This is a genomic window from Paenibacillus sp. GQ49, assembly GCF_059759055.1.
Genome location: NZ_JCAXEL010000020.1, coordinates 32,644 through 49,740, shown reverse-complemented (window position 1 = coordinate 49,740; position 17,097 = coordinate 32,644). Strand labels below are relative to the sequence as shown.

Below are 17,097 nucleotides of genomic sequence, written 5' to 3'. Positions count from 1 at the left end.
AATTAGTCGGTCCTTCGTTTGATGTAATAGGCGAAAAAGTGTTGCACAATCACCTTCAGCACGGCAAAAACGGGTACTGCCAGAATTAAACCTACAATGCCTGCGAGTTCACCTCCGACGAGCAGTGCAAATATAATCGACAGTGGATGCAGATGCAACGTACGTCCCACCACCTGAGGAGAAATAACGTTACTCTCCAACACCTGGCACAGTGTGTTCACAATGGCAACAAGTAGTACCATTTTAAACGATACAGTTGATGCCATGACCACAGCAGGAGCAGCTCCAAGGAACGGCCCCAAGTAGGGCACAATGTTAAACACAGCTACAATGCTTGCAAGCAGCAGGGCATACGGCATATCAATGATGATATAACCAATGTAGGCAAAGATACCAACAATGACACAGACAATAAACTGTCCCCGAATGTAGTTCCCCAGTGCAGTATCGATCTCTTTCATCACCGAGACAATCGCTTTACGACGTGAACGCGGAAGATACGCCACAATGGTGCGCTCAAACACCTCAAAGTCTTTTAACATATAAAAGATCAGAAATGGCACGATAAACACATTGAATAACACATTAATGGTCGCCCCGATATTGTCCATGAGCACAGTAATTGCCTGAGTTAGTCGATCCTCCATCTGAAAAAACCAACTGTTCATGCCTGTTCGCACACTTGGCGGCATTAATTTGTGATCCATATTGTTCATCAGGCTCTGGGCACGCATGGACAGTTCCGGCATATGCTCGTTGAGTTCCCCCAGCTGTTCAATCAATACCGGAATCACATTCATCAAAATGACACCGAGGCAGGTCAGGAAAAAGGCATATATGAGTAGTACCGCAATCGTACGCGGCACCTTGCGCCCTCCCAGCATGCTGACAATCGGATTGAGTACATAGGATATGATAAGGGCTACGATAAAGGGTGCCAGCACTGTTTTCAGGAACGCATATATGTGAAGCAGTAAAGGCCGCAGTAGCCATATAAAATATAAAATGATCAATCCGAGCAGCAGCCAGATCGCGTAACGGAACAGCTTGTTTTTGGTTAATTGCTCCACTTGCATCTCTCCTTTTGGACTGGCTCTGAGAGTCAGTATATGTAGGAAAGGTAATATTTATTAACACAGCGCAGAAGTGGAAAGGAGCAATCCGAACATTTTTTCCTCAAACCAAAAAACGCCTCCTTCATCAGAGAAGGAAGCGCATTTTGCAGTACGGGTTAGCATATAATCAACCATACACCAGCCGAACCACTATGTAACCGCATCTATATACATCTGCCAACAATTATCGACAGCCTCCCATGACAGACATTGTCATGAAACCGCATATAGAGGAAGTTATCCTGCTTATTAAGAAGAAGCGTGAAGATGAGGGAAGTCTTGTGGCAGCTCGTCCCCGAAAAACAGATCATCCAGGGAACTCAGCGTACCGTCTTCTTCCACCTGATATACAGACATTTTCTCACCGTTCACCGTTAATTCGATAAAGCATCCCCAGCAATAAAACTGGTGGGAACCAATTTTCCCGATATCTTTGGAACTACAGTTTGGACATTTCATATTCATTCACCTATCCATTAACAGAATGAATGGCATTTTCCAAGCGTTGTTCACTCAGCGACGGCACCATAATGGCACTTTCCCCGATGGACATATCGCTTGTACATGGCAGCCATTTGCGGCCCTCGATCAGATCGGACACAAAACCGTCCGTAATTTCAATCCCTATTATTGTATTTCCCAACTCTTGGTCAAAATAAACATCGGAGACACGCCCAAGCAGCAAACCTTCTTCGGTGAGCACGGACATCTCCTTCAATTTAGACCGACCGAGGAGGTACGTGTATTTTATGTCGTCGGCTCCCGTCTTGCGGACAGCCTGTTGATTACGGATCATGACGGCATCTTCGCCGTAGGCAACAATATCTTGCCACTGCACGATTTTGACATGATTGGTAAACAGACCTTTGTTCTCAAGCTCAATGCCTTCGATCTCCCAATCATCATTCACAATGAAATCCTGGATTTTACCGACCTGCTTCCCGTCCTCAACATCAAAAACGGCAAGTCCGATCATTTCCTGAAGCTTCATCGCTGGGTCCCCCTCATCTTCTTATCATTAAATAGGCGCGGCGCTATTGCTAGGTATGCCCAAAGTTGATGAGTGGCAATCAGACGCCGATCATCAAAACCGCTTCTATCCAACCGATGAAATGGAACTTCTTCCCTCCTTCTGTTCCATGTGTAAAGTTCCCCTTAGGGTCTATTACGCAGTCGTCCAAGAATGGTTCCAATTTTTTCGGCGGTTATCATGATTTCTTCCGTAGTATTACCCAATCCCCAGCTAAATCGAATCGCAGAGTGTAAAAATGTTTCAGGCAGTTTCATCGCTTTGAGCACATGAGAGACTTCAAGTGAACCAGAAGTGCAGGCAGAACCGCTTGCAACAGCAATCCCTTCCATATCCAGATTCATTAACATCGTCTCTGTGGACACTTCCGGAAAGCTGATATTCAGGATGTTTGGCAGCGTATGCTCCAGGTGTCCATTCACGTGAAAATGCTCCGTCCCCACATGAATTTCAAGCTGTTCCAACAAAAGTTTGCGCAATTCCAAATCATGTTGACGATGCGCCTCCGTCTGTGCTGATGCAATCTTGAGAGCCTCTGCAAATCCGGTAATACCTGCGATATTTTCCGTACCAGCCCGACGCTGACGCTCTTGCAACCCACCGTGAGCTCTTGCTTCCAGCACAATTCCTCGCCGTACATAGAGTGCACCCACACCCTGAGGTCCGTTGATTTTATGCGCAGAGAAGCTGATCAGATCCACAGGCAGTTCCTTACAGGAAATATTCTGGCTGCCCAGAGCCTGAACCGCGTCGGTATGGAAAAGGATATTATGCTGACGGGCAAGCTCACCTACCTCGCGTATCGGCTGAATGGTGCCCACTTCATTGTTGGCATACATCATGGTAATCAGCACCGTATCCGGCCGAATGGCCTCTTGCAACTCATCCAGATTTATTCGTCCATGACGATCCACAGATAGATAGGTTACTTCATAACCTTGCCGCTCCAATTCCTGACACGTATGCAAGACAGCGTGGTGCTCAATTGCGGTTGTAATGACGTGTTTCCCCTTATCCTGCCTGGATGAGACTGCTCCAAAGATTGCCAGATTGTCGCTCTCCGTGCCACCTCCGGTGAATACCAATTCGTCCGGGAAACAGCCCAAAGACGCCGCAATGACATCCCTTGCTCCGCTGACAGTCCGTTTGGCCTCACGCCCAAAGGCATGGATACTTGATGCATTGCCAAATTGTCCTGTCATGACGTTCATCATCGCTTCTGCGACTTGTGGATGCATAGGTGTCGATGCGGCGTGATCCAAATAAATTCGTTTCATTTATCTTCACCCCGTTATATGTTAAATTTCTATCTCATGGCAAACTATTAAAATTGGAAATTGAAACGGATGCTCTGTTGTTGCATCTTCGTGTATAATGTTCTATATCCATTTCAAAAAGGAGAGAGAGACATAAGTGATCCCATTCTCGGGCAGATTCTGAATCAGCTTCAACAAATGGACAAACGATTCGACAGCATTGATGGACATCTTGGAAAAATAGACCACCGGCTTGATGTTATGGAAGAGAGGCTCGGTGCCGTAGAGAGCAGACTAGACACTGTCGATGACAGACTTAATGCCATTGATGGCAGATTGGACACCATAGAGGAACAAACTAAAAACATTCCGCCTCTTCAACAAGCTGTTCTGGAAACATTGACTATTACGAAACGTCTTGACACTTCCCATTCTGCCTCTGAACGCAAAGTAACTACCGAATTGAATACCCATCAGCACAGCATTGATATTTTGAATCGCCGTCAGTTACGCATGGAAGCTGATATAGAAACCTTAAAAAGTCGCTGATTTACAAGTGATCCAGTTAAGTTCACACTTGACCAGCTTGTAAATCCCGCGGCTGAATACATAGCCCTGCTCAATTAAAATAATCCATAGAAATTGAAGAACAGAACAAAGTACCATTGGCATGTCTAAAGCCCCCAAGTTGGGGGCTTTATTGTGTCTTCTGTGATGCGAATTAATGACCTTAAATATAAAACATGTAGCTGTCTTTTTTCTCTTGATCCTGGAAGGTAATCAGGTCTTTCAGTGTTGTGGAATCCAACACTTCCGCAATCCCGTCACGAATACGCAACCACAGATCACGCTTCGCTGGATCATCTTCCTCCGTGAAATCTACTGGAGAGATTGGCCCTTCCAGTACACGGATTACATCGCCTGCAGTCACGGTTGCAGGATCACCTGCAAGGATATAACCGCCGTAAGCACCTCTAATACTTTTCACCAGTCCTGCATTACGTAGTGGAGCAATCAGTTGCTCCAGGTAATGCTCCGAAAGCTGGTTGCGCTCGGCAATGCTTTTAAGTGATGTAGGGCCTTCGCCTGTTCTGGCAGCAAGCTCCATCATGATTGTGAGGCCGTAACGGCCTTTTGTCGATATTTTCAAAGGAGTCACCTCTTTCAATTTTCAGAAACGATTGGAAACTTTATATTTTATCCTGTGGTCCACGACCTTTTGTTTCACGATCTGTCCACAGCAGAGATTCATAGAACTCATCTTTAACCTTCTAATTCTCCGTATTCCGATCATAACCCTCAGCTAATGTTAACATATCTGCATGCTTTATGGAAAAGAAAGATTGACGATATTCCAAAATGTGCGTCTGTGGTGGACACTATCCAAAATTGGCCGGGTGTATCGTATCTTGAGTCCGGTTATGCTAGAATAAGAAACGAAACACATTTATATATAGAAATGGTGATAACGATGTCCAAAACAATTGAAAATACACGGGTCGTCGTTGGCATGTCCGGAGGTGTCGATTCTTCCGTTACCGCACTGCTGCTGAAAGAGCAAGGGTACGATGTCATCGGCATTTTCATGAAAAACTGGGATGACACCGACGAGTTCGGCCACTGTACCGCTGAAGAAGATTCAGAGGACGTACGCCGCGTATGTGAACAGATCGGCATTCCATACTACACTGTCAACTTCGAGAAAGAGTATTTTGATAAAGTATTTACCTATTTCCTTGATGAATATAAGTCGGGTCGCACGCCAAATCCGGATGTCATGTGTAATCGTGAGATCAAATTTGGTGAATTCCTGAACAAAGCTCTGGATCTCGGCGCAGATTATGTAGCTACAGGACACTATGCTCGCCTGATTGAAGAAGATGGTACGTTCAAGCTGCTGCGCGGCGTGGACAACAATAAGGATCAGACCTATTTCCTTAACGCACTCAATCAGAACCAGCTGTCCAAAGCCATGTTCCCGATTGGTCATCTGCCCAAACCGGAAGTGCGCAAAATCGCAGAAGCGGCTGGTTTGTATACTGCCAAGAAAAAAGACAGCACAGGTGTCTGCTTCATCGGTGAGCGCAATTTCAAAGAGTTCCTGAGTAACTATCTGCCTGCCAAAGGCGGAGACATGGTTGATATCGCAACCGGTGAAGTCAAAGGTCGTCATGACGGTCTGATGTACTACACACTTGGACAGCGCCAAGGTCTTGGCATTGGTGGTTCCGGCAATGGTGAACCCTGGTTTGTTGCAGACAAGAACCTGGAGAAGAATCAACTGCTTGTTGTTCAGGGCGATGCCCATGCAAGCCTGTACTCCACAGGTCTAACCGCAACGGGTGTGAACTGGATTGCTGGTGCAGAGCACATGCCTAATGTGCCATACCGTTGTACTGCCAAATTCCGCTATCGTCAGCCGGATCAAGGTGTTACATTGACCTGGCAGGAAGATGGAAGTGTGGATGTACAATTTGACCAGCAGCAAAAAGCCATTACACCAGGACAAGCCGTTGTTTTCTACGACGGAGAGGTTTGCCTGGGCGGGGGTACGATCGATCAGGTGCAAAAAGTACCTGTACCCGCAATGCAATAATAGAGCTTGTCCATTAAAATGCGGATTATACACAATACCGTGTATCCCTATTAAAAAAGCCGTCTTTCATGTATACCATGAAGGATGGCTTTTTTCCTGCTTATTTTTGCAAAAAAATTAAAAATAGTTCGTTATGCAGTCAACCAGACTCCTGCCCAGGCGGCCAACACCCCAACTACAACCGAACTGACAACGTAGAGCGCCGCTCTGGCGTATCGTTGTCGACCCATAAGTCCTAACGTCTCATAACCAAAGGTAGAGAACGTCGTGTACGCACCGCAAAATCCGGTTCCCCACATCACCCAGATTCCATCTGAGATCATTGCAGATTCATGCCACCCATATAACAACCCAAGCAACAATGAACCACTGATGTTGATGATCCATGTTCCCCATGGAAAGGCCATTCCTAGAAAGCCAGAGACCCATTTTCCCAGACTGTAACGCAGTACCGCACCCAGCACACCTGCAAAACCAATCCACAGGATCATGAGGCATCACCCTCTTGTCTTGGTGCTCCCAACATACGCTGTCCAAGGCTCATTCCCAGCGCACAGAGCATTAATCCTGCCAACAGACTTACGATCATATAAATAGCGGCATGGACCCATTCGCCCCCTTCGGATAAACGAACAATATCCAGTGTAAACGTGGAGAATGTCGTAAATGCGCCAGTAAAACCTGTACCAATCGCAAGTCGAAGTTGTGATGTTATTTTGCCTGGAACAGCTATGGTAAAGAACCAACCCAAAAAAAGGCTGCCCATCGCATTGATTAACAGCACTGCCCAAGGGAACCCCCCATGGACAGTTGGTATCGCTAACTGTATGGCATATCGGGTTAATGTACCGATAAATCCACCCGCCCCTATATACAAAAGCTCTTTCATGTTGTGTGCATCTCCCGAGTGATCTGTCTGTATTACAGTTCTCTGCGCCGCTGTTGGTTCAACCTGATCTTCGATTCGTTGCCTTGCTCCGTGGCCTCATAGAATACTCTCCGTGAGAGTTGCTTTGGCAAATATTCTTGTTTCACGTAATGCCCCGGATAGTTGTGTGGATATTGATAGCCCTCATGTCCAAGTTTTACAGCACCCGAGTAATGCGTATCTCGCAAGTGAAGCGGAACTTCTGCCGATTTCACCTCATCAATCGCGTTCATGGCTTTGGAAATGGCGGTATACACCGCGTTGGATTTTGGACTTTCTACTGCAAACAGAATCGCTTGTGCAATGTTCAGCTTGGCTTCGGGCCAGCCGTTATTCCGGTACGCATCAAGTGCTCCAATGGCCTGGGTCATGGCTTGCGGGTTCGCAAGTCCAATGTCTTCACTGCTTGCTGCAATCAGGCGCCGAATAAAGGTCATCGGGTCCATGCCGAGCTTCTCCACCGCGTATAAAAACCAGAATAGCGCAGCATCACTGGAACCCCGAATACTCTTGTGAAATGCAGACAACACATCATACTGTGTCGATTCATCCGCCTTCACAATGGGGCGCCGAATAGACTCTTCTGCCACACCAAGCGTAATATGAATGGACCCATCCTTCTCCGGTGGCGTGGTCAACGCAGCCAGTTCAAGCGCGTTAAGCGCACGCCGAATATCCCCGTTGGCCATCGTGGCAATATGTTCAAGCGCCTCATCGTCCGCCTCGAGTTCCATGAACCCCAGACCTTTGTCGGCATCACTCAATGCTCTGCGCATCGCAATAAGGGAATGATCCTTGTTCAGTGATTCCAGCTGGAATAGGGTGGAGCGACTCATCAAGGCTCCATTGACATAATGAAAGGGATTCTCTGTTGTTGCGCCTATAAAAATAATAGTGCCCTTCTCTACCGCTGGCAATAGCGCATCCTGACGTGAACTGTTAAACCGATGTACCTCGTCGAGGAACAGAATGGTTTTGGTTCCATACAGCTGTTTGTTCGTTTGGGCCTGTTCGATGACTTCCCGCACATCCTTGACGGAAGCTTCCACTGCATTCAGACGTACGAACTGTCCTTGCGTTTGCTGGGAAATAATATGTGCCAAGGTTGTCTTGCCACATCCCGGAGGGCCATATAACAAGATTGATGAAATCTGATCAGCCTCGATGGCGCGCCGGAGTAATTTCCCTGGTCCAATAATATGTTCCTGTCCAATATATTCATCCAGATGCTCTGGCCGCAAGCGGTCCGCGAGCAATCTAGCTTGTGGTTTTGAGTCCTGTTGAAACGAAAATAAATCCATTGCTCATCACTTCCTTAACGGATTGCCTTGCCTTGATTACAATTACACTTCTGATGGTTCTCCACTCTCTATCATATCATACTCTCGCGGTAACATAGCCATAAATGCATGAAGTGCACTGCTGACAAAGGCATCCTTGCGAGTAATAAAATGAGTCATCATGCGATTCATACCTAAGGGGAGTGTATGCGTGCGTAATAATCCATTTTTGATCTGATGCCTAATCACAATCTCTGGTAATAAGGAAATTCCCATACCGGACGTAACTCCACTAATAATCGCTTCAAGAGTTCCGAATTCCATAATTACTGGGCGGGTAACACCACCCACCTCTAACCATTCCTCCAAAATCTGACGATAGGAACACCCCATGCTGTAAACAAGAATGGGCTTTCTGTTAAGATCTTCATCCGTAGGCCCCATACCAGAATAAACAACAAATAGTTCCTCATCAAATATGGGAATAGAAACGATGTCAGGATGATCACAGGGACAGCCTATAAATGCTCCCTCCAATTCATACCCAATAACCTGATCCATAAGCATCTGCGAATTACCAGTAACCAGTGATAAGGAGACATCTGGATACTGTTTATAATATCTGACGAAAAGTTCAGGTAGTCGCACGGCCGCAGCGGTTTGTGTAGAGCCTATTCGCATTGGACCCGATGGTGTACTTGTCGCCCGAAGTGCCTTGGAAGCATCATTCAGCAAACCAATAATTTTATCCGCATAGGTCAGCAGCATCTCTCCGGCTGGAGATAATGTCATGCCTCGGTTATGACGAATGAACAACGTTGTACCCACTTCTGCTTCCAGATGCCGGATTCGTGCCGTTACGTTGGATTGAACATACCCCAATTTAGAAGCAGCTTTGGTCAGGTTTCCTTCCTGTGCAACACACTGAAATATTCTAAGATCCCCGCTCTCCATGGTCCCTCCACTCAGACATCATTCAAAATGATATCCGCTTCATTACCAATCATTATACTTCATGTGTAAACCGGACTACAATTCATGTAGATCCCTAACCAGTCATCTGACTGGATGATGATAAGGAGTGTTCAGCATGACATACTGGAAAAATAGAGTTGCTCTGGTCACAGGTGGTGGAACAGGTATAGGCCGTGCTGTAAGTGAGATGCTCGCTGAACGCGGAGCCTTAGTCGCTGTCAACTATTCCCACTCACAAGATGCAGCAAGAGAGACTGTTCAACACATTTTGGATACGGGAGGCCATGCATTCGCCGTTCAAGCTAATGTTGCCAATGATCTTGATGTCCGGCGGATGGTCACTACAATAACTGAAACCTATGGCCCGATCACTGCACTTGTAAATAACGCTGGAATCACGCACCATATCCCCATGCACGATCTGGAGTCTGTTACAGATGACGTCTGGAATGAGCTGGTTGATGTGAATGTGAAAGGCATGTTTCATTGCGCTCGTGCAGTGACGGAAGGTATGAGACAGGCTGGCGGTGGTTCTATCGTAAATTTGGGCAGCATCGCAGGCAGTACGGGCTCGGGCTCCTCCCTCCCTTACGCCGTCTCCAAAGCGGCAGTTCATGGTCTGACCTTATCACTTGCGCACGCACTCTCACCACACATTCGGGTGAATGCTATCGTCCCTGGCGCAGTTGCTACAAGGTGGTGGGCTGGAAATGAGGAGCGAATGCATCGTCTCGGTGGAGAGCTGTTATTACAGCACATTGCCTCACCTGAGGATATCGCGCACATGATCTGTGCTGCGCTGGAACAGCAATCCATGACCGGGCAGCTAATTACTGTAGATAGCGGACAGACGTTATGAGCTCCAGTCATGATAAAGATACCCGGATCATAGAAACATTAAAATATACACTATTGATCATTTTGACAACGCTAATCATGGGTACTTCTTTTCCGGTTGGCAAGATCGGCATGTTATATGCCCCACCTTTCCTGCTCATGGGCATACGTTATGTACTGGCTGGTGGATTGATGGCCTTGTTCCTTCGTAAACGTCCTTTGCCTACTGGATGGCAGTCTTGGTTGAAAATAATCCTCATTGGTCTGTTCCAATCCGCAGGAGTGATGGGCTGCGCCTACTACAGCATGAACTGGATTACATCCGGTGAATCCGCCATTATTACGTTTACCAATCCGCTACTGGTCATTATCCTCAGTGCTCTCTTGTATAGAGTGACCTACCGTTTCAGTCAGTGGATCGGTGTTATACTCGGTTTCATCGGGATTATGTTAACTTTTGGGTGGCAGATGAGCTTTAGCTCCGGAACCTGGATTGGATTTGGTGGTGCGATTTCCTTTGCCGTGTCCACATTGCTCATCAAACGCTGGGGCGATGGCTACGATACATTTGTCTTAACAGCCTATCAGATGCTCGCGGGAGGTGCTGCGTTGCTTCTGCTGAGCGTATGGACTGAACAGCCTCACTTTATGGTCAATACCACTTCGGTTATGGCGCTGCTCTGGTTAACGCTTGTGTGCTCCATCATTCAGTTCTCACTCTGGTTTTATCTGCTGCAGAATAGTGACCCAGCCCAAACCAGTTCGTATCTGTTTCTGGCACCGTTCTTTGGTGTATTATCGAGTTGGATTTTGCTAGGAGAACACGTTCAGTGGTTAGCATTGGCAGGCGGTTTATTTATTGGTGTTGGCATATTCCTAGTGAACCGTCGCTCATCCAGATTGAGAAATAGAGTAACATAACTTAAACTTCTTTATCGTTCTTCCTTGGAAGATGAATCATTTCTCGCACAAAAGTAAAAAAGGCATGCGCTTATGGGACTTTCCCATGAACTTCATGCCTTTTGTTGTATATGCAAACTTTATCTAACCAAGCTCTGGCCAACCCTGAATGGTTACGGGTTCGCCATAGGGATTATGTGTTGCAGCCGCATAGATCGGCAGTTCACCCTCGTGGAACAACCACAATTCGTGCAAGGCCCGTGTACAACCAACGTACAACAGCTTTGCATCACCCGCATTGGGCAAATAATGCTTCTGGTCTACGTCTGCCACAATAACGGCATCAAACTCCAACCCTTTGGACAGATAGACCGGTAAAACGGAGTGTCCACCAGTGTACTGCTTTTTGCCACCATCGATCAGGTTTAGATCCCAGCCTGCGTCCTGAAGTTCACGATGAAGTTCCTCTGCTTCATGCAGTGTACGGGTCAGGATGGAGACCGTTCGGTAGTCTTTGACCGTTAACAGCTTCAAAGCCTGCTCCAGACTCGCCGTCCGCCCTTCCCCTCCATAAGCCAACGTCCGAACCGGATCACCACTACGGAAAACAGGAATCGCCGTAATTCCGCTCTTGACGCCACGTTCCAGAATCGTATTGGCATAGTCGATAATTTCCATCGTTGAACGATAACTTCGGGTTAATGCAAAGTATGCATTCTGTTCCTCAGGAAACAGAGAACTCATCTCTTCCCACGCATGAACACCACGGTACTCATGAATGCCTTGGGACAAGTCACCCAGTATGGTGAAGGAATGCCCTTTGACGAACTGATCCAATAACGCCACATGGAATGGTGAAAAGTCCTGCGCTTCATCGATCACGACATGATCGAACCGCTCCGAACCCTCAATATCATGAACCAATGTATGAATATATACCAATGCAGGCAGATCCTCCTCACGGACGATATCCTGTTTCAGATCTGCTGCCGTTTGTTTCATTACGCCTTTGGGGATAAGCCCGCTGAGCGAGGCTGGCACAGAACCACCCTTTGAAGCTTTGAACAGTTGTTTGTATAACGTAAGCGGCTCATATTGAGGCCATTTTTTGGCATAAGCTTTCTCACGAGTAGATGCTTTTTTCTTGCGTTCTTTGCGCACAGCTTCTGGCATCGGTTTCTTAAGTTCCATCTCAATCCAGCGGTGAACTCGCGCCATGACCCGTTCTTTGCGTTTGGCCAGCGGATAATGTTTGTATTCCTCACCGAACCAGTTCTCGATCTCCGTCTTGCTGAGCACCTTACCATCCCATGGACTGAAGTCCATATCCGGTACGGAATCCGCTTCCATCCCCGAGAGCCACTCTCGAATAAGCTCCATGAAGCGGATGGACCCTTTGTAACGTCCAGGTACATCATCATTCAATTCAGGTCGTGCATCTGGAGTTTCGAACCAGGTGTTCAATGTATCCGACGTATTCGCCAAAGGCATCTCCAGCCCCAGCAAGTTCATCGCCCAATCCGGGAATGTCCGTTGCTGGATGTCCCCTACTCCAAGTTCCGGAAGCACATCCGAGATGTAATCCAGGAACATGTGGTTGGGTGCAAAAATAACCATTTTCTCTGCAGATACCTGCTCCTTGTACTGATATAGCAAAAAGGCAAGCCGATGCAGGGCAACCGTTGTTTTCCCGGATCCGGCTACACCTTGAATAATTAATGCGGTATTTCGCGCCGCACGAATAATTAGATCCTGCTCCGCCTGAATCGTCGATACGATATCACGCAGTTTGTTGTCCTTGTTCTCTCCCAGACGATAAACGAGGAATTCATCAGATACCGCTGGCTGGTCGCTGTCACGGTTATATGTATCCGCCACACGTTCCAATATCCGCTGTCGAATGACAACGTTTCGTTTCAGATATACGAGACCTTCAATAAGCCCTTCCGGGGCTTCATACGTAGCGGAGGCTTCCCCTCCGGTAAATGAGTAAAACAGGCTTGCGACAGGAGCACGCCAGTCGATGACGAGCGGATGCTCTCCCACCTCTTCGCGGTCTACGCCGATTTTGCCAATATACAGCGGTTTCCGTGCACCACTGCCCTGTTCTTCGAAATCCAAGCGTCCGAAATAGGGTTGCTGCGCGCTCTTGGACAAGGCGGTGCGGCGCTCTTCGCGTCCAGCTTCCAGCACTTGTTCTGTGAAGTCGTGGCCGGTATACACCGGAATGTTCTGCAGTCGTTCCAACTGACTGTCCACTTCCTCCATCGTTCGCTCTAACCTGTACTCTTCTTCTTGATAGGCACTTTGAAAGCTGTCTGACATGTTTCAGTTACCTCCTAAGAATATGTTTTGCTCTGCATCACCTAGATCTGGAAATACAAAAGGATACTTACTATATCACATAGGGCAATTGAAAGCCACATCCGTTTTGTTGGCTTACTTTTGTAAGACATGAGCTCATCTGAATTGATAATTAATGATGGCACTGACAAGCGCACAACAACCAAACAAAATAAACCACCAGGCCCACTTGTTTCTGGCCTGCCTGCGCCTGCCGTTCAATGCGCCGTTAATCCCAATTAGCAGTACGATGGAGGAAAAGCTAATTCCTACGATCCAACCAGCCATGATATCTGCCCCCTTTGTTTTCAGTACACGATCGGTGTCTCATTTCCTGGATTTCAGATGAAAAGCTCCTCCTCGAATATCCACTTGGAATTCACTTTTTCCACTTTTGTGTATTAGATTATTGCTGTCCCCATGAAAGGGAGTCAGATCAAATTCACTTTTTAATGCTCCTGATCTTTCTTTAAGTATAATTTGGAAACCTTCGTTATCTGGGATGGAAACCACTGCCTTTGCCCCTGTGGATACGGAATGTAATTTCTCTGGCATCTTGAGACAGTCCATATTTAATTTTCTGCCTATTGTGGTAATTTGCAAGTGACTAAACTCCCCCGAAATGTCGATCTTGGCTGAATGGGATTGAAGATTGAATTTATCTGCACTAAGGTGCTGCCCTTTCACTACGGATGCCAATGCGCACAGTTCAAGCTCATCCATCCTCCCTGATAGATCTACACGACCTGAGGTGATCTTACATTGACAGCGAGTGGCCAGAAGCCGATTCAACCGGAGGTGTCCTCCTGTGGAGATCAGCGAAATACTGTTAAAAACCCGAGCTGGTACATGAATCTTCAATGCTGTTCTACCTACATTTAACCCGATGAGTCCTCCCCCTTTTCTCCCGTCCACAATGCTTAAGGTATCCCCTCGTATGTTAACTTGCATCAGCCTTCGCTTGGAAAACCACGCATCCGCATATTGCATAACGTGAATCTGTTCATCCACACTCGGAAGAACTCTGATATCTCCTGACAACCAATTTAACTGTACATCATGAATGGGTTGATCAATGTCTATGCTCTTGTATATGGCAAGCTCACTACTTTTCAACATCTTCTCCCTCTCCATTTCAAACAATCAGGTATATGTTTATTCCGCCTCCACATACCCTCCCGTGCTGGCATGCCGATTCGTAATTCGCTGAATGAGCTGTTCGCTAACGATATCTGCTCCCAAGAGCTTCATCATGTGTTGCAAAAACTTAAGCCTTTCCAATGTCTGCTCCTGATCTCTGCCAAATAGAAGAGGGTTGATCCAAATGTTAACAAGCAGCATGAAGATTTCAGCACACTCCAGCGGATATTCGACTGAAATGGACCCATCTTCCTTGCCTTGTTCCATAATATTGGCAATAATTCGTGCATCCTTCAGAACACCTTTTCTGATCCCTCCAAGAACAAACTGCGGATTCTTGATCTGAGTGCTAAGAACCTGATCAATTGAGTTGGACTGAATTCCAGGATCAACGATAATATTTTCCAAAATACTGATGAGCTTCTGTCTGGCATTCGGAGCATGCGTGTTCTGGATGAGTTCCATAAACATGTCTTCTGCCCGCCCGAGCTCCTTCTCCATCACTGCACTAAGGATATCCTCCTTGGACTTGAAATGATGATATATCGCACCTTTAGACATACCTAATTCATCTATAATGTCTTGAATACTGGTCTTTTCATATCCCTTTTCAGTAAACATTTGAGTTGAGACTGCCAGAATCAGGTCCAGTGTCTGCTCAGGGTATTTATTTCTGGCCATAAGTTCCTCCTTATACATACCAACGGTCGGTATCTATAATATAGAGTATGTTGGTCTTACTGTCAATATGAGGAATTTCAGAAAAAGAAAAAGGATCTCCGTTGAAATACCTCATGGGTATAACGGAGACCCTGCATTAATGAGAATTACTCTTCGTTTTGTACTGTAGTTGCATTGCCTTCCTGTGCCACAAACTGTTTCTGCGCTAATTCACGGTATACCGGATGATTGCTAATTAATTCGGTATGAGTTCCTGTTCCGGTAACATGCCCATGCTCCAATACAACAATCTGATCGGAATCCACCACTGTGGACAATCGGTGCGCGATCACGATCGTAGTTCTTCCTTCCATCAGATTGGACAATGCTTGCTGTACTTCATACTCCGAGGTGCTGTCCAGACTGGATGTCGCTTCATCCAACATAAGAATATCCGGACTGCGCAGTAAGGCACGAGCAATAGCAATCCGCTGACGTTGGCCCCCGGATAACTTGATTCCCCTCTCGCCCACTTCCGTGTCATAGCCCTGTGGCAGCTTGTCGATAAAGTCGGCAGTATAGGCCATCTCAGCAGCTCGTCGGATCTCATCCATCGTGACCTCACGACCTAATCCGTACGTGATGTTGTCTTTGATCGTACCCGCCATGAGGGGACTTTCCTGAGACACATACCCGATCTTACTGCGCCAAGAAGACAAAGAATAATCCGTTATCGCTTGTCCCCCATATGAAATATGGCCTGAATCGGGCATATAGAACTGCTCCATCAAGGAGAACAGTGTTGATTTGCCGCTACCGCTTGGACCGACAATGGCTGTCACTTTTTGTGTAGGTACCGTCAGATTGATTCCGTGCAGCACTTCCTCACCTGTAACATAGGAAAAGTGTACATCATGGAATGCAATCGTCTCATTTCCTTTTGGAGCTACCTTGGTGCTGTCATGCGGCTCTTCCTCATCAGCAAGGATCGCTTGTATGCGCTCCGTTGCACCTACGACTTTTTGCAAACGGGAGTATAACGTCGTGAATTGTCCCATTGGCATAATGACCTGGAACAACAGCAATATGAACGCAACCAGTTCACCAGGCGACAACAGTCCAGACGCTACGCGCATTCCCCCCACACCCAGAATAACGACTAGAACGGCAGTCATGACAAATGTAAACAAGGGGCCGATCAGAGCAAGAATGCGTGCTTCCTGCAAGCCAAAAGCGAACATTTTACGAATCCGGGAATCCCCTGCTTCCACTTCCTGTTTCTCCGTACCATAGGCTTTGACTAATCGGATTTCGCCAATAACCTGACTGAGTACGGATGTAAGACCTGCCATCTCGTCCTGCTGCTTCTTGGAGATCTTGTACATCTTCTTACCCACCGGCAACAGGATCAACAGCGTAAGTGGCACCAGACTCAGAATAATGAGCGACATCACCCAATCCAAATAGAACAGTAACGCCACACCACCCACTACAGCAACGATGTTGGACACAAAGGAAACCAGATAGTCTGCGATCAATGTCATGATCTGGCTTGTATCATTCGTAATTCGGCTCATGGTATCGCCTGTGCGATTGCGATCGAAATACGGCATTCGCAGCGACAATACCTTGTTCCACAGCTTGGTGCGAAGCGTTGCGACCACGCGTTGTCCGGCGTAATTTAACATATAAATGCTGATACCTGAGGCAATCGCTTGAATCACAAATGCCCCGAGTAACAATAAAATAACAGATTTGTTCAGTGCCGAAGTGGTAAGTCCATCAATCAGACCTTTGGTCATCAGTGGCACAATCAGTCCGGCCGCCGTTTGAATCAGGGTTAAAATGAGGGCCAGAATCAGGATCAGTTTTGGCGGGTTCGTAGAAGCGATAAGCTTGACGAAATCCTTAAATCCCTTTTTTCCTACCTTCGGTTCATTCTGCCCTGTTTGTTGCTGCTCTTCCATTCCCGTTCCTCCCGTTCTCCATCTGCTCACCAGAGATCATACGTATGAAATTACATGACGTTGCCTTTTG

General features: G+C 46.9%; 18 protein-coding genes. 4 read left to right on the top strand and 14 right to left on the bottom strand.

The window, feature by feature from the left end:
- Positions 1–2: 2 nt before the first annotated feature.
- The 4 genes from AC6CIF_RS25720 to AC6CIF_RS25705 all read right to left on the bottom strand — a co-directional run bounded on the left by AC6CIF_RS25720 (position 3) and on the right by AC6CIF_RS25705 (position 3,422).
- Positions 3–1,070 (bottom strand): AI-2E family transporter, encoded by a 1,068-nt coding sequence (locus AC6CIF_RS25720; protein WP_498202059.1) that lies wholly within the window; start codon positions 1,068–1,070, stop codon positions 3–5.
- A gap of 294 nt (positions 1,071–1,364) precedes the next feature.
- A complete protein-coding gene (locus AC6CIF_RS25715) occupies positions 1,365–1,574 on the bottom strand; it encodes a YrzR-like zinc ribbon domain (RefSeq protein ID WP_017686815.1) in 210 nt (69 codons plus the stop codon).
- A 10-nt stretch (positions 1,575–1,584) separates the two neighbouring features.
- Positions 1,585–2,106 carry a PRC-barrel domain-containing protein gene (locus AC6CIF_RS25710; RefSeq protein ID WP_017686814.1) on the bottom strand — a complete coding sequence of 174 codons (522 nt, stop codon included), beginning with the start codon at positions 2,104–2,106 and terminating at the stop codon, positions 1,585–1,587.
- Positions 2,107–2,270: 164 nt separating this feature from the next.
- Entirely contained in the window at positions 2,271–3,422 is a 1,152-nt protein-coding gene (locus AC6CIF_RS25705; protein WP_047844069.1) for a cysteine desulfurase family protein, read from the bottom strand.
- A gap of 90 nt (positions 3,423–3,512) precedes the next feature.
- Here AC6CIF_RS25705 and AC6CIF_RS25700 point away from each other — a divergent pair, with 90 nt between their 5' ends.
- Entirely contained in the window at positions 3,513–3,950 is a 438-nt protein-coding gene (locus AC6CIF_RS25700; protein ID WP_498202058.1) for a hypothetical protein, read from the top strand.
- Positions 3,951–4,131: 181 nt separating this feature from the next.
- Here the strand turns inward: AC6CIF_RS25700 and cymR are convergent, their stop codons facing one another.
- Entirely contained in the window at positions 4,132–4,551 is a 420-nt protein-coding gene (cymR, locus tag AC6CIF_RS25695) for a cysteine metabolism transcriptional regulator CymR (protein WP_062835876.1), read from the bottom strand.
- A 321-nt stretch (positions 4,552–4,872) separates the two neighbouring features.
- On the opposite strand from cymR, the gene mnmA reads away from it, so the two are divergent.
- Positions 4,873–5,997, top strand: a complete 1,125-nt coding sequence (gene mnmA / locus AC6CIF_RS25690; RefSeq protein ID WP_076212460.1) for a tRNA 2-thiouridine(34) synthase MnmA — start codon at positions 4,873–4,875, stop codon at positions 5,995–5,997.
- A 131-nt stretch (positions 5,998–6,128) separates the two neighbouring features.
- On the opposite strand, the gene crcB is transcribed toward mnmA, so the two are convergent.
- The 4 genes from crcB to AC6CIF_RS25670 are packed head-to-tail and all read right to left on the bottom strand — an operon-like array spanning position 6,129 to position 9,159.
- A complete protein-coding gene (gene crcB / locus AC6CIF_RS25685) occupies positions 6,129–6,488 on the bottom strand; it encodes a fluoride efflux transporter CrcB (protein WP_498202057.1) in 360 nt (119 codons plus the stop codon).
- Positions 6,485–6,886 (bottom strand): fluoride efflux transporter FluC, encoded by a 402-nt coding sequence (locus AC6CIF_RS25680; protein WP_498202056.1) that lies wholly within the window; start codon positions 6,884–6,886, stop codon positions 6,485–6,487. The genes crcB and AC6CIF_RS25680 overlap by 4 nt, the downstream gene beginning before the upstream one ends.
- 32 nt (positions 6,887–6,918) lie before the next feature.
- Entirely contained in the window at positions 6,919–8,226 is a 1,308-nt protein-coding gene (locus AC6CIF_RS25675; protein WP_076212466.1) for a replication-associated recombination protein A, read from the bottom strand.
- A 42-nt stretch (positions 8,227–8,268) separates the two neighbouring features.
- The gene (locus AC6CIF_RS25670; protein WP_498202055.1) at positions 8,269–9,159 is read right to left on the bottom strand and encodes a LysR family transcriptional regulator; all 891 of its coding nucleotides are present in this window, start codon (positions 9,157–9,159) and stop codon (positions 8,269–8,271) included.
- A gap of 136 nt (positions 9,160–9,295) precedes the next feature.
- On the opposite strand from AC6CIF_RS25670, the gene AC6CIF_RS25665 reads away from it, so the two are divergent.
- Entirely contained in the window at positions 9,296–10,039 is a 744-nt protein-coding gene (locus tag AC6CIF_RS25665) for an SDR family NAD(P)-dependent oxidoreductase (RefSeq protein ID WP_498202054.1), read from the top strand.
- Positions 10,036–10,938 carry a DMT family transporter gene (locus AC6CIF_RS25660; protein ID WP_498202053.1) on the top strand — a complete coding sequence of 301 codons (903 nt, stop codon included), beginning with the start codon at positions 10,036–10,038 and terminating at the stop codon, positions 10,936–10,938. Before AC6CIF_RS25665 ends, AC6CIF_RS25660 begins: the two co-directional genes overlap by 4 nt.
- A 123-nt stretch (positions 10,939–11,061) precedes the next feature.
- Here AC6CIF_RS25660 and AC6CIF_RS25655 read toward each other — a convergent pair whose 3' ends face one another.
- From AC6CIF_RS25655 to AC6CIF_RS25635, 5 genes are all read right to left on the bottom strand, one after another.
- The gene (locus AC6CIF_RS25655; protein WP_498202052.1) at positions 11,062–13,242 is read right to left on the bottom strand and encodes a HelD family protein; all 2,181 of its coding nucleotides are present in this window, start codon (positions 13,240–13,242) and stop codon (positions 11,062–11,064) included.
- A gap of 135 nt (positions 13,243–13,377) precedes the next feature.
- The gene (locus AC6CIF_RS25650) at positions 13,378–13,548 is read right to left on the bottom strand and encodes a hypothetical protein (RefSeq protein ID WP_405170499.1); all 171 of its coding nucleotides are present in this window, start codon (positions 13,546–13,548) and stop codon (positions 13,378–13,380) included.
- 39 nt (positions 13,549–13,587) lie between these two features.
- The gene (locus tag AC6CIF_RS25645) at positions 13,588–14,379 is read right to left on the bottom strand and encodes a DUF4097 family beta strand repeat-containing protein (protein ID WP_498202051.1); all 792 of its coding nucleotides are present in this window, start codon (positions 14,377–14,379) and stop codon (positions 13,588–13,590) included.
- Between the two features lie 36 nt (positions 14,380–14,415).
- A complete protein-coding gene (locus AC6CIF_RS25640) occupies positions 14,416–15,081 on the bottom strand; it encodes a TetR/AcrR family transcriptional regulator (protein WP_498202050.1) in 666 nt (221 codons plus the stop codon).
- A 146-nt stretch (positions 15,082–15,227) separates the two neighbouring features.
- Complete coding sequence (locus AC6CIF_RS25635) at positions 15,228–17,027, bottom strand: ABC transporter ATP-binding protein (RefSeq protein ID WP_498202049.1); 1,800 nt, start codon at positions 17,025–17,027, stop codon at positions 15,228–15,230.
- Positions 17,028–17,097: the final 70 nt, after the last annotated feature.

Bases quoted from the DNA above. Each gene is read 5' to 3' on its own strand.
- AC6CIF_RS25715 (WP_017686815.1), bottom strand. From the start codon at position 1,574: ATGAAATGTCCAAACTGTAGTTCCAAAGATATCGGGAAAATTGGTTCC.
- AC6CIF_RS25710 (WP_017686814.1), bottom strand. From the start codon at position 2,106: ATGAAGCTTCAGGAAATGATCGGACTTGCCGTTTTTGATGTTGAGGAC.
- AC6CIF_RS25705 (WP_047844069.1), bottom strand. From the start codon at position 3,422: ATGAAACGAATTTATTTGGATCACGCCGCATCGACACCTATGCATCCA.
- mnmA (WP_076212460.1), top strand. From the start codon at position 4,873: ATGTCCAAAACAATTGAAAATACACGGGTCGTCGTTGGCATGTCCGGA.
- crcB (WP_498202057.1), bottom strand. From the start codon at position 6,488: ATGATCCTGTGGATTGGTTTTGCAGGTGTGCTGGGTGCGGTACTGCGT.
- AC6CIF_RS25680 (WP_498202056.1), bottom strand. From the start codon at position 6,886: ATGAAAGAGCTTTTGTATATAGGGGCGGGTGGATTTATCGGTACATTA.
- AC6CIF_RS25675 (WP_076212466.1), bottom strand. From the start codon at position 8,226: ATGGATTTATTTTCGTTTCAACAGGACTCAAAACCACAAGCTAGATTG.
- AC6CIF_RS25670 (WP_498202055.1), bottom strand. From the start codon at position 9,159: ATGGAGAGCGGGGATCTTAGAATATTTCAGTGTGTTGCACAGGAAGGA.
- AC6CIF_RS25665 (WP_498202054.1), top strand. From the start codon at position 9,296: ATGACATACTGGAAAAATAGAGTTGCTCTGGTCACAGGTGGTGGAACA.
- AC6CIF_RS25660 (WP_498202053.1), top strand. From the start codon at position 10,036: ATGAGCTCCAGTCATGATAAAGATACCCGGATCATAGAAACATTAAAA.
- AC6CIF_RS25655 (WP_498202052.1), bottom strand. From the start codon at position 13,242: ATGTCAGACAGCTTTCAAAGTGCCTATCAAGAAGAAGAGTACAGGTTA.
- AC6CIF_RS25650 (WP_405170499.1), bottom strand. From the start codon at position 13,548: ATGGCTGGTTGGATCGTAGGAATTAGCTTTTCCTCCATCGTACTGCTA.
- AC6CIF_RS25645 (WP_498202051.1), bottom strand. From the start codon at position 14,379: ATGTTGAAAAGTAGTGAGCTTGCCATATACAAGAGCATAGACATTGAT.
- AC6CIF_RS25640 (WP_498202050.1), bottom strand. From the start codon at position 15,081: ATGGCCAGAAATAAATACCCTGAGCAGACACTGGACCTGATTCTGGCA.
- AC6CIF_RS25635 (WP_498202049.1), bottom strand. From the start codon at position 17,027: ATGGAAGAGCAGCAACAAACAGGGCAGAATGAACCGAAGGTAGGAAAA.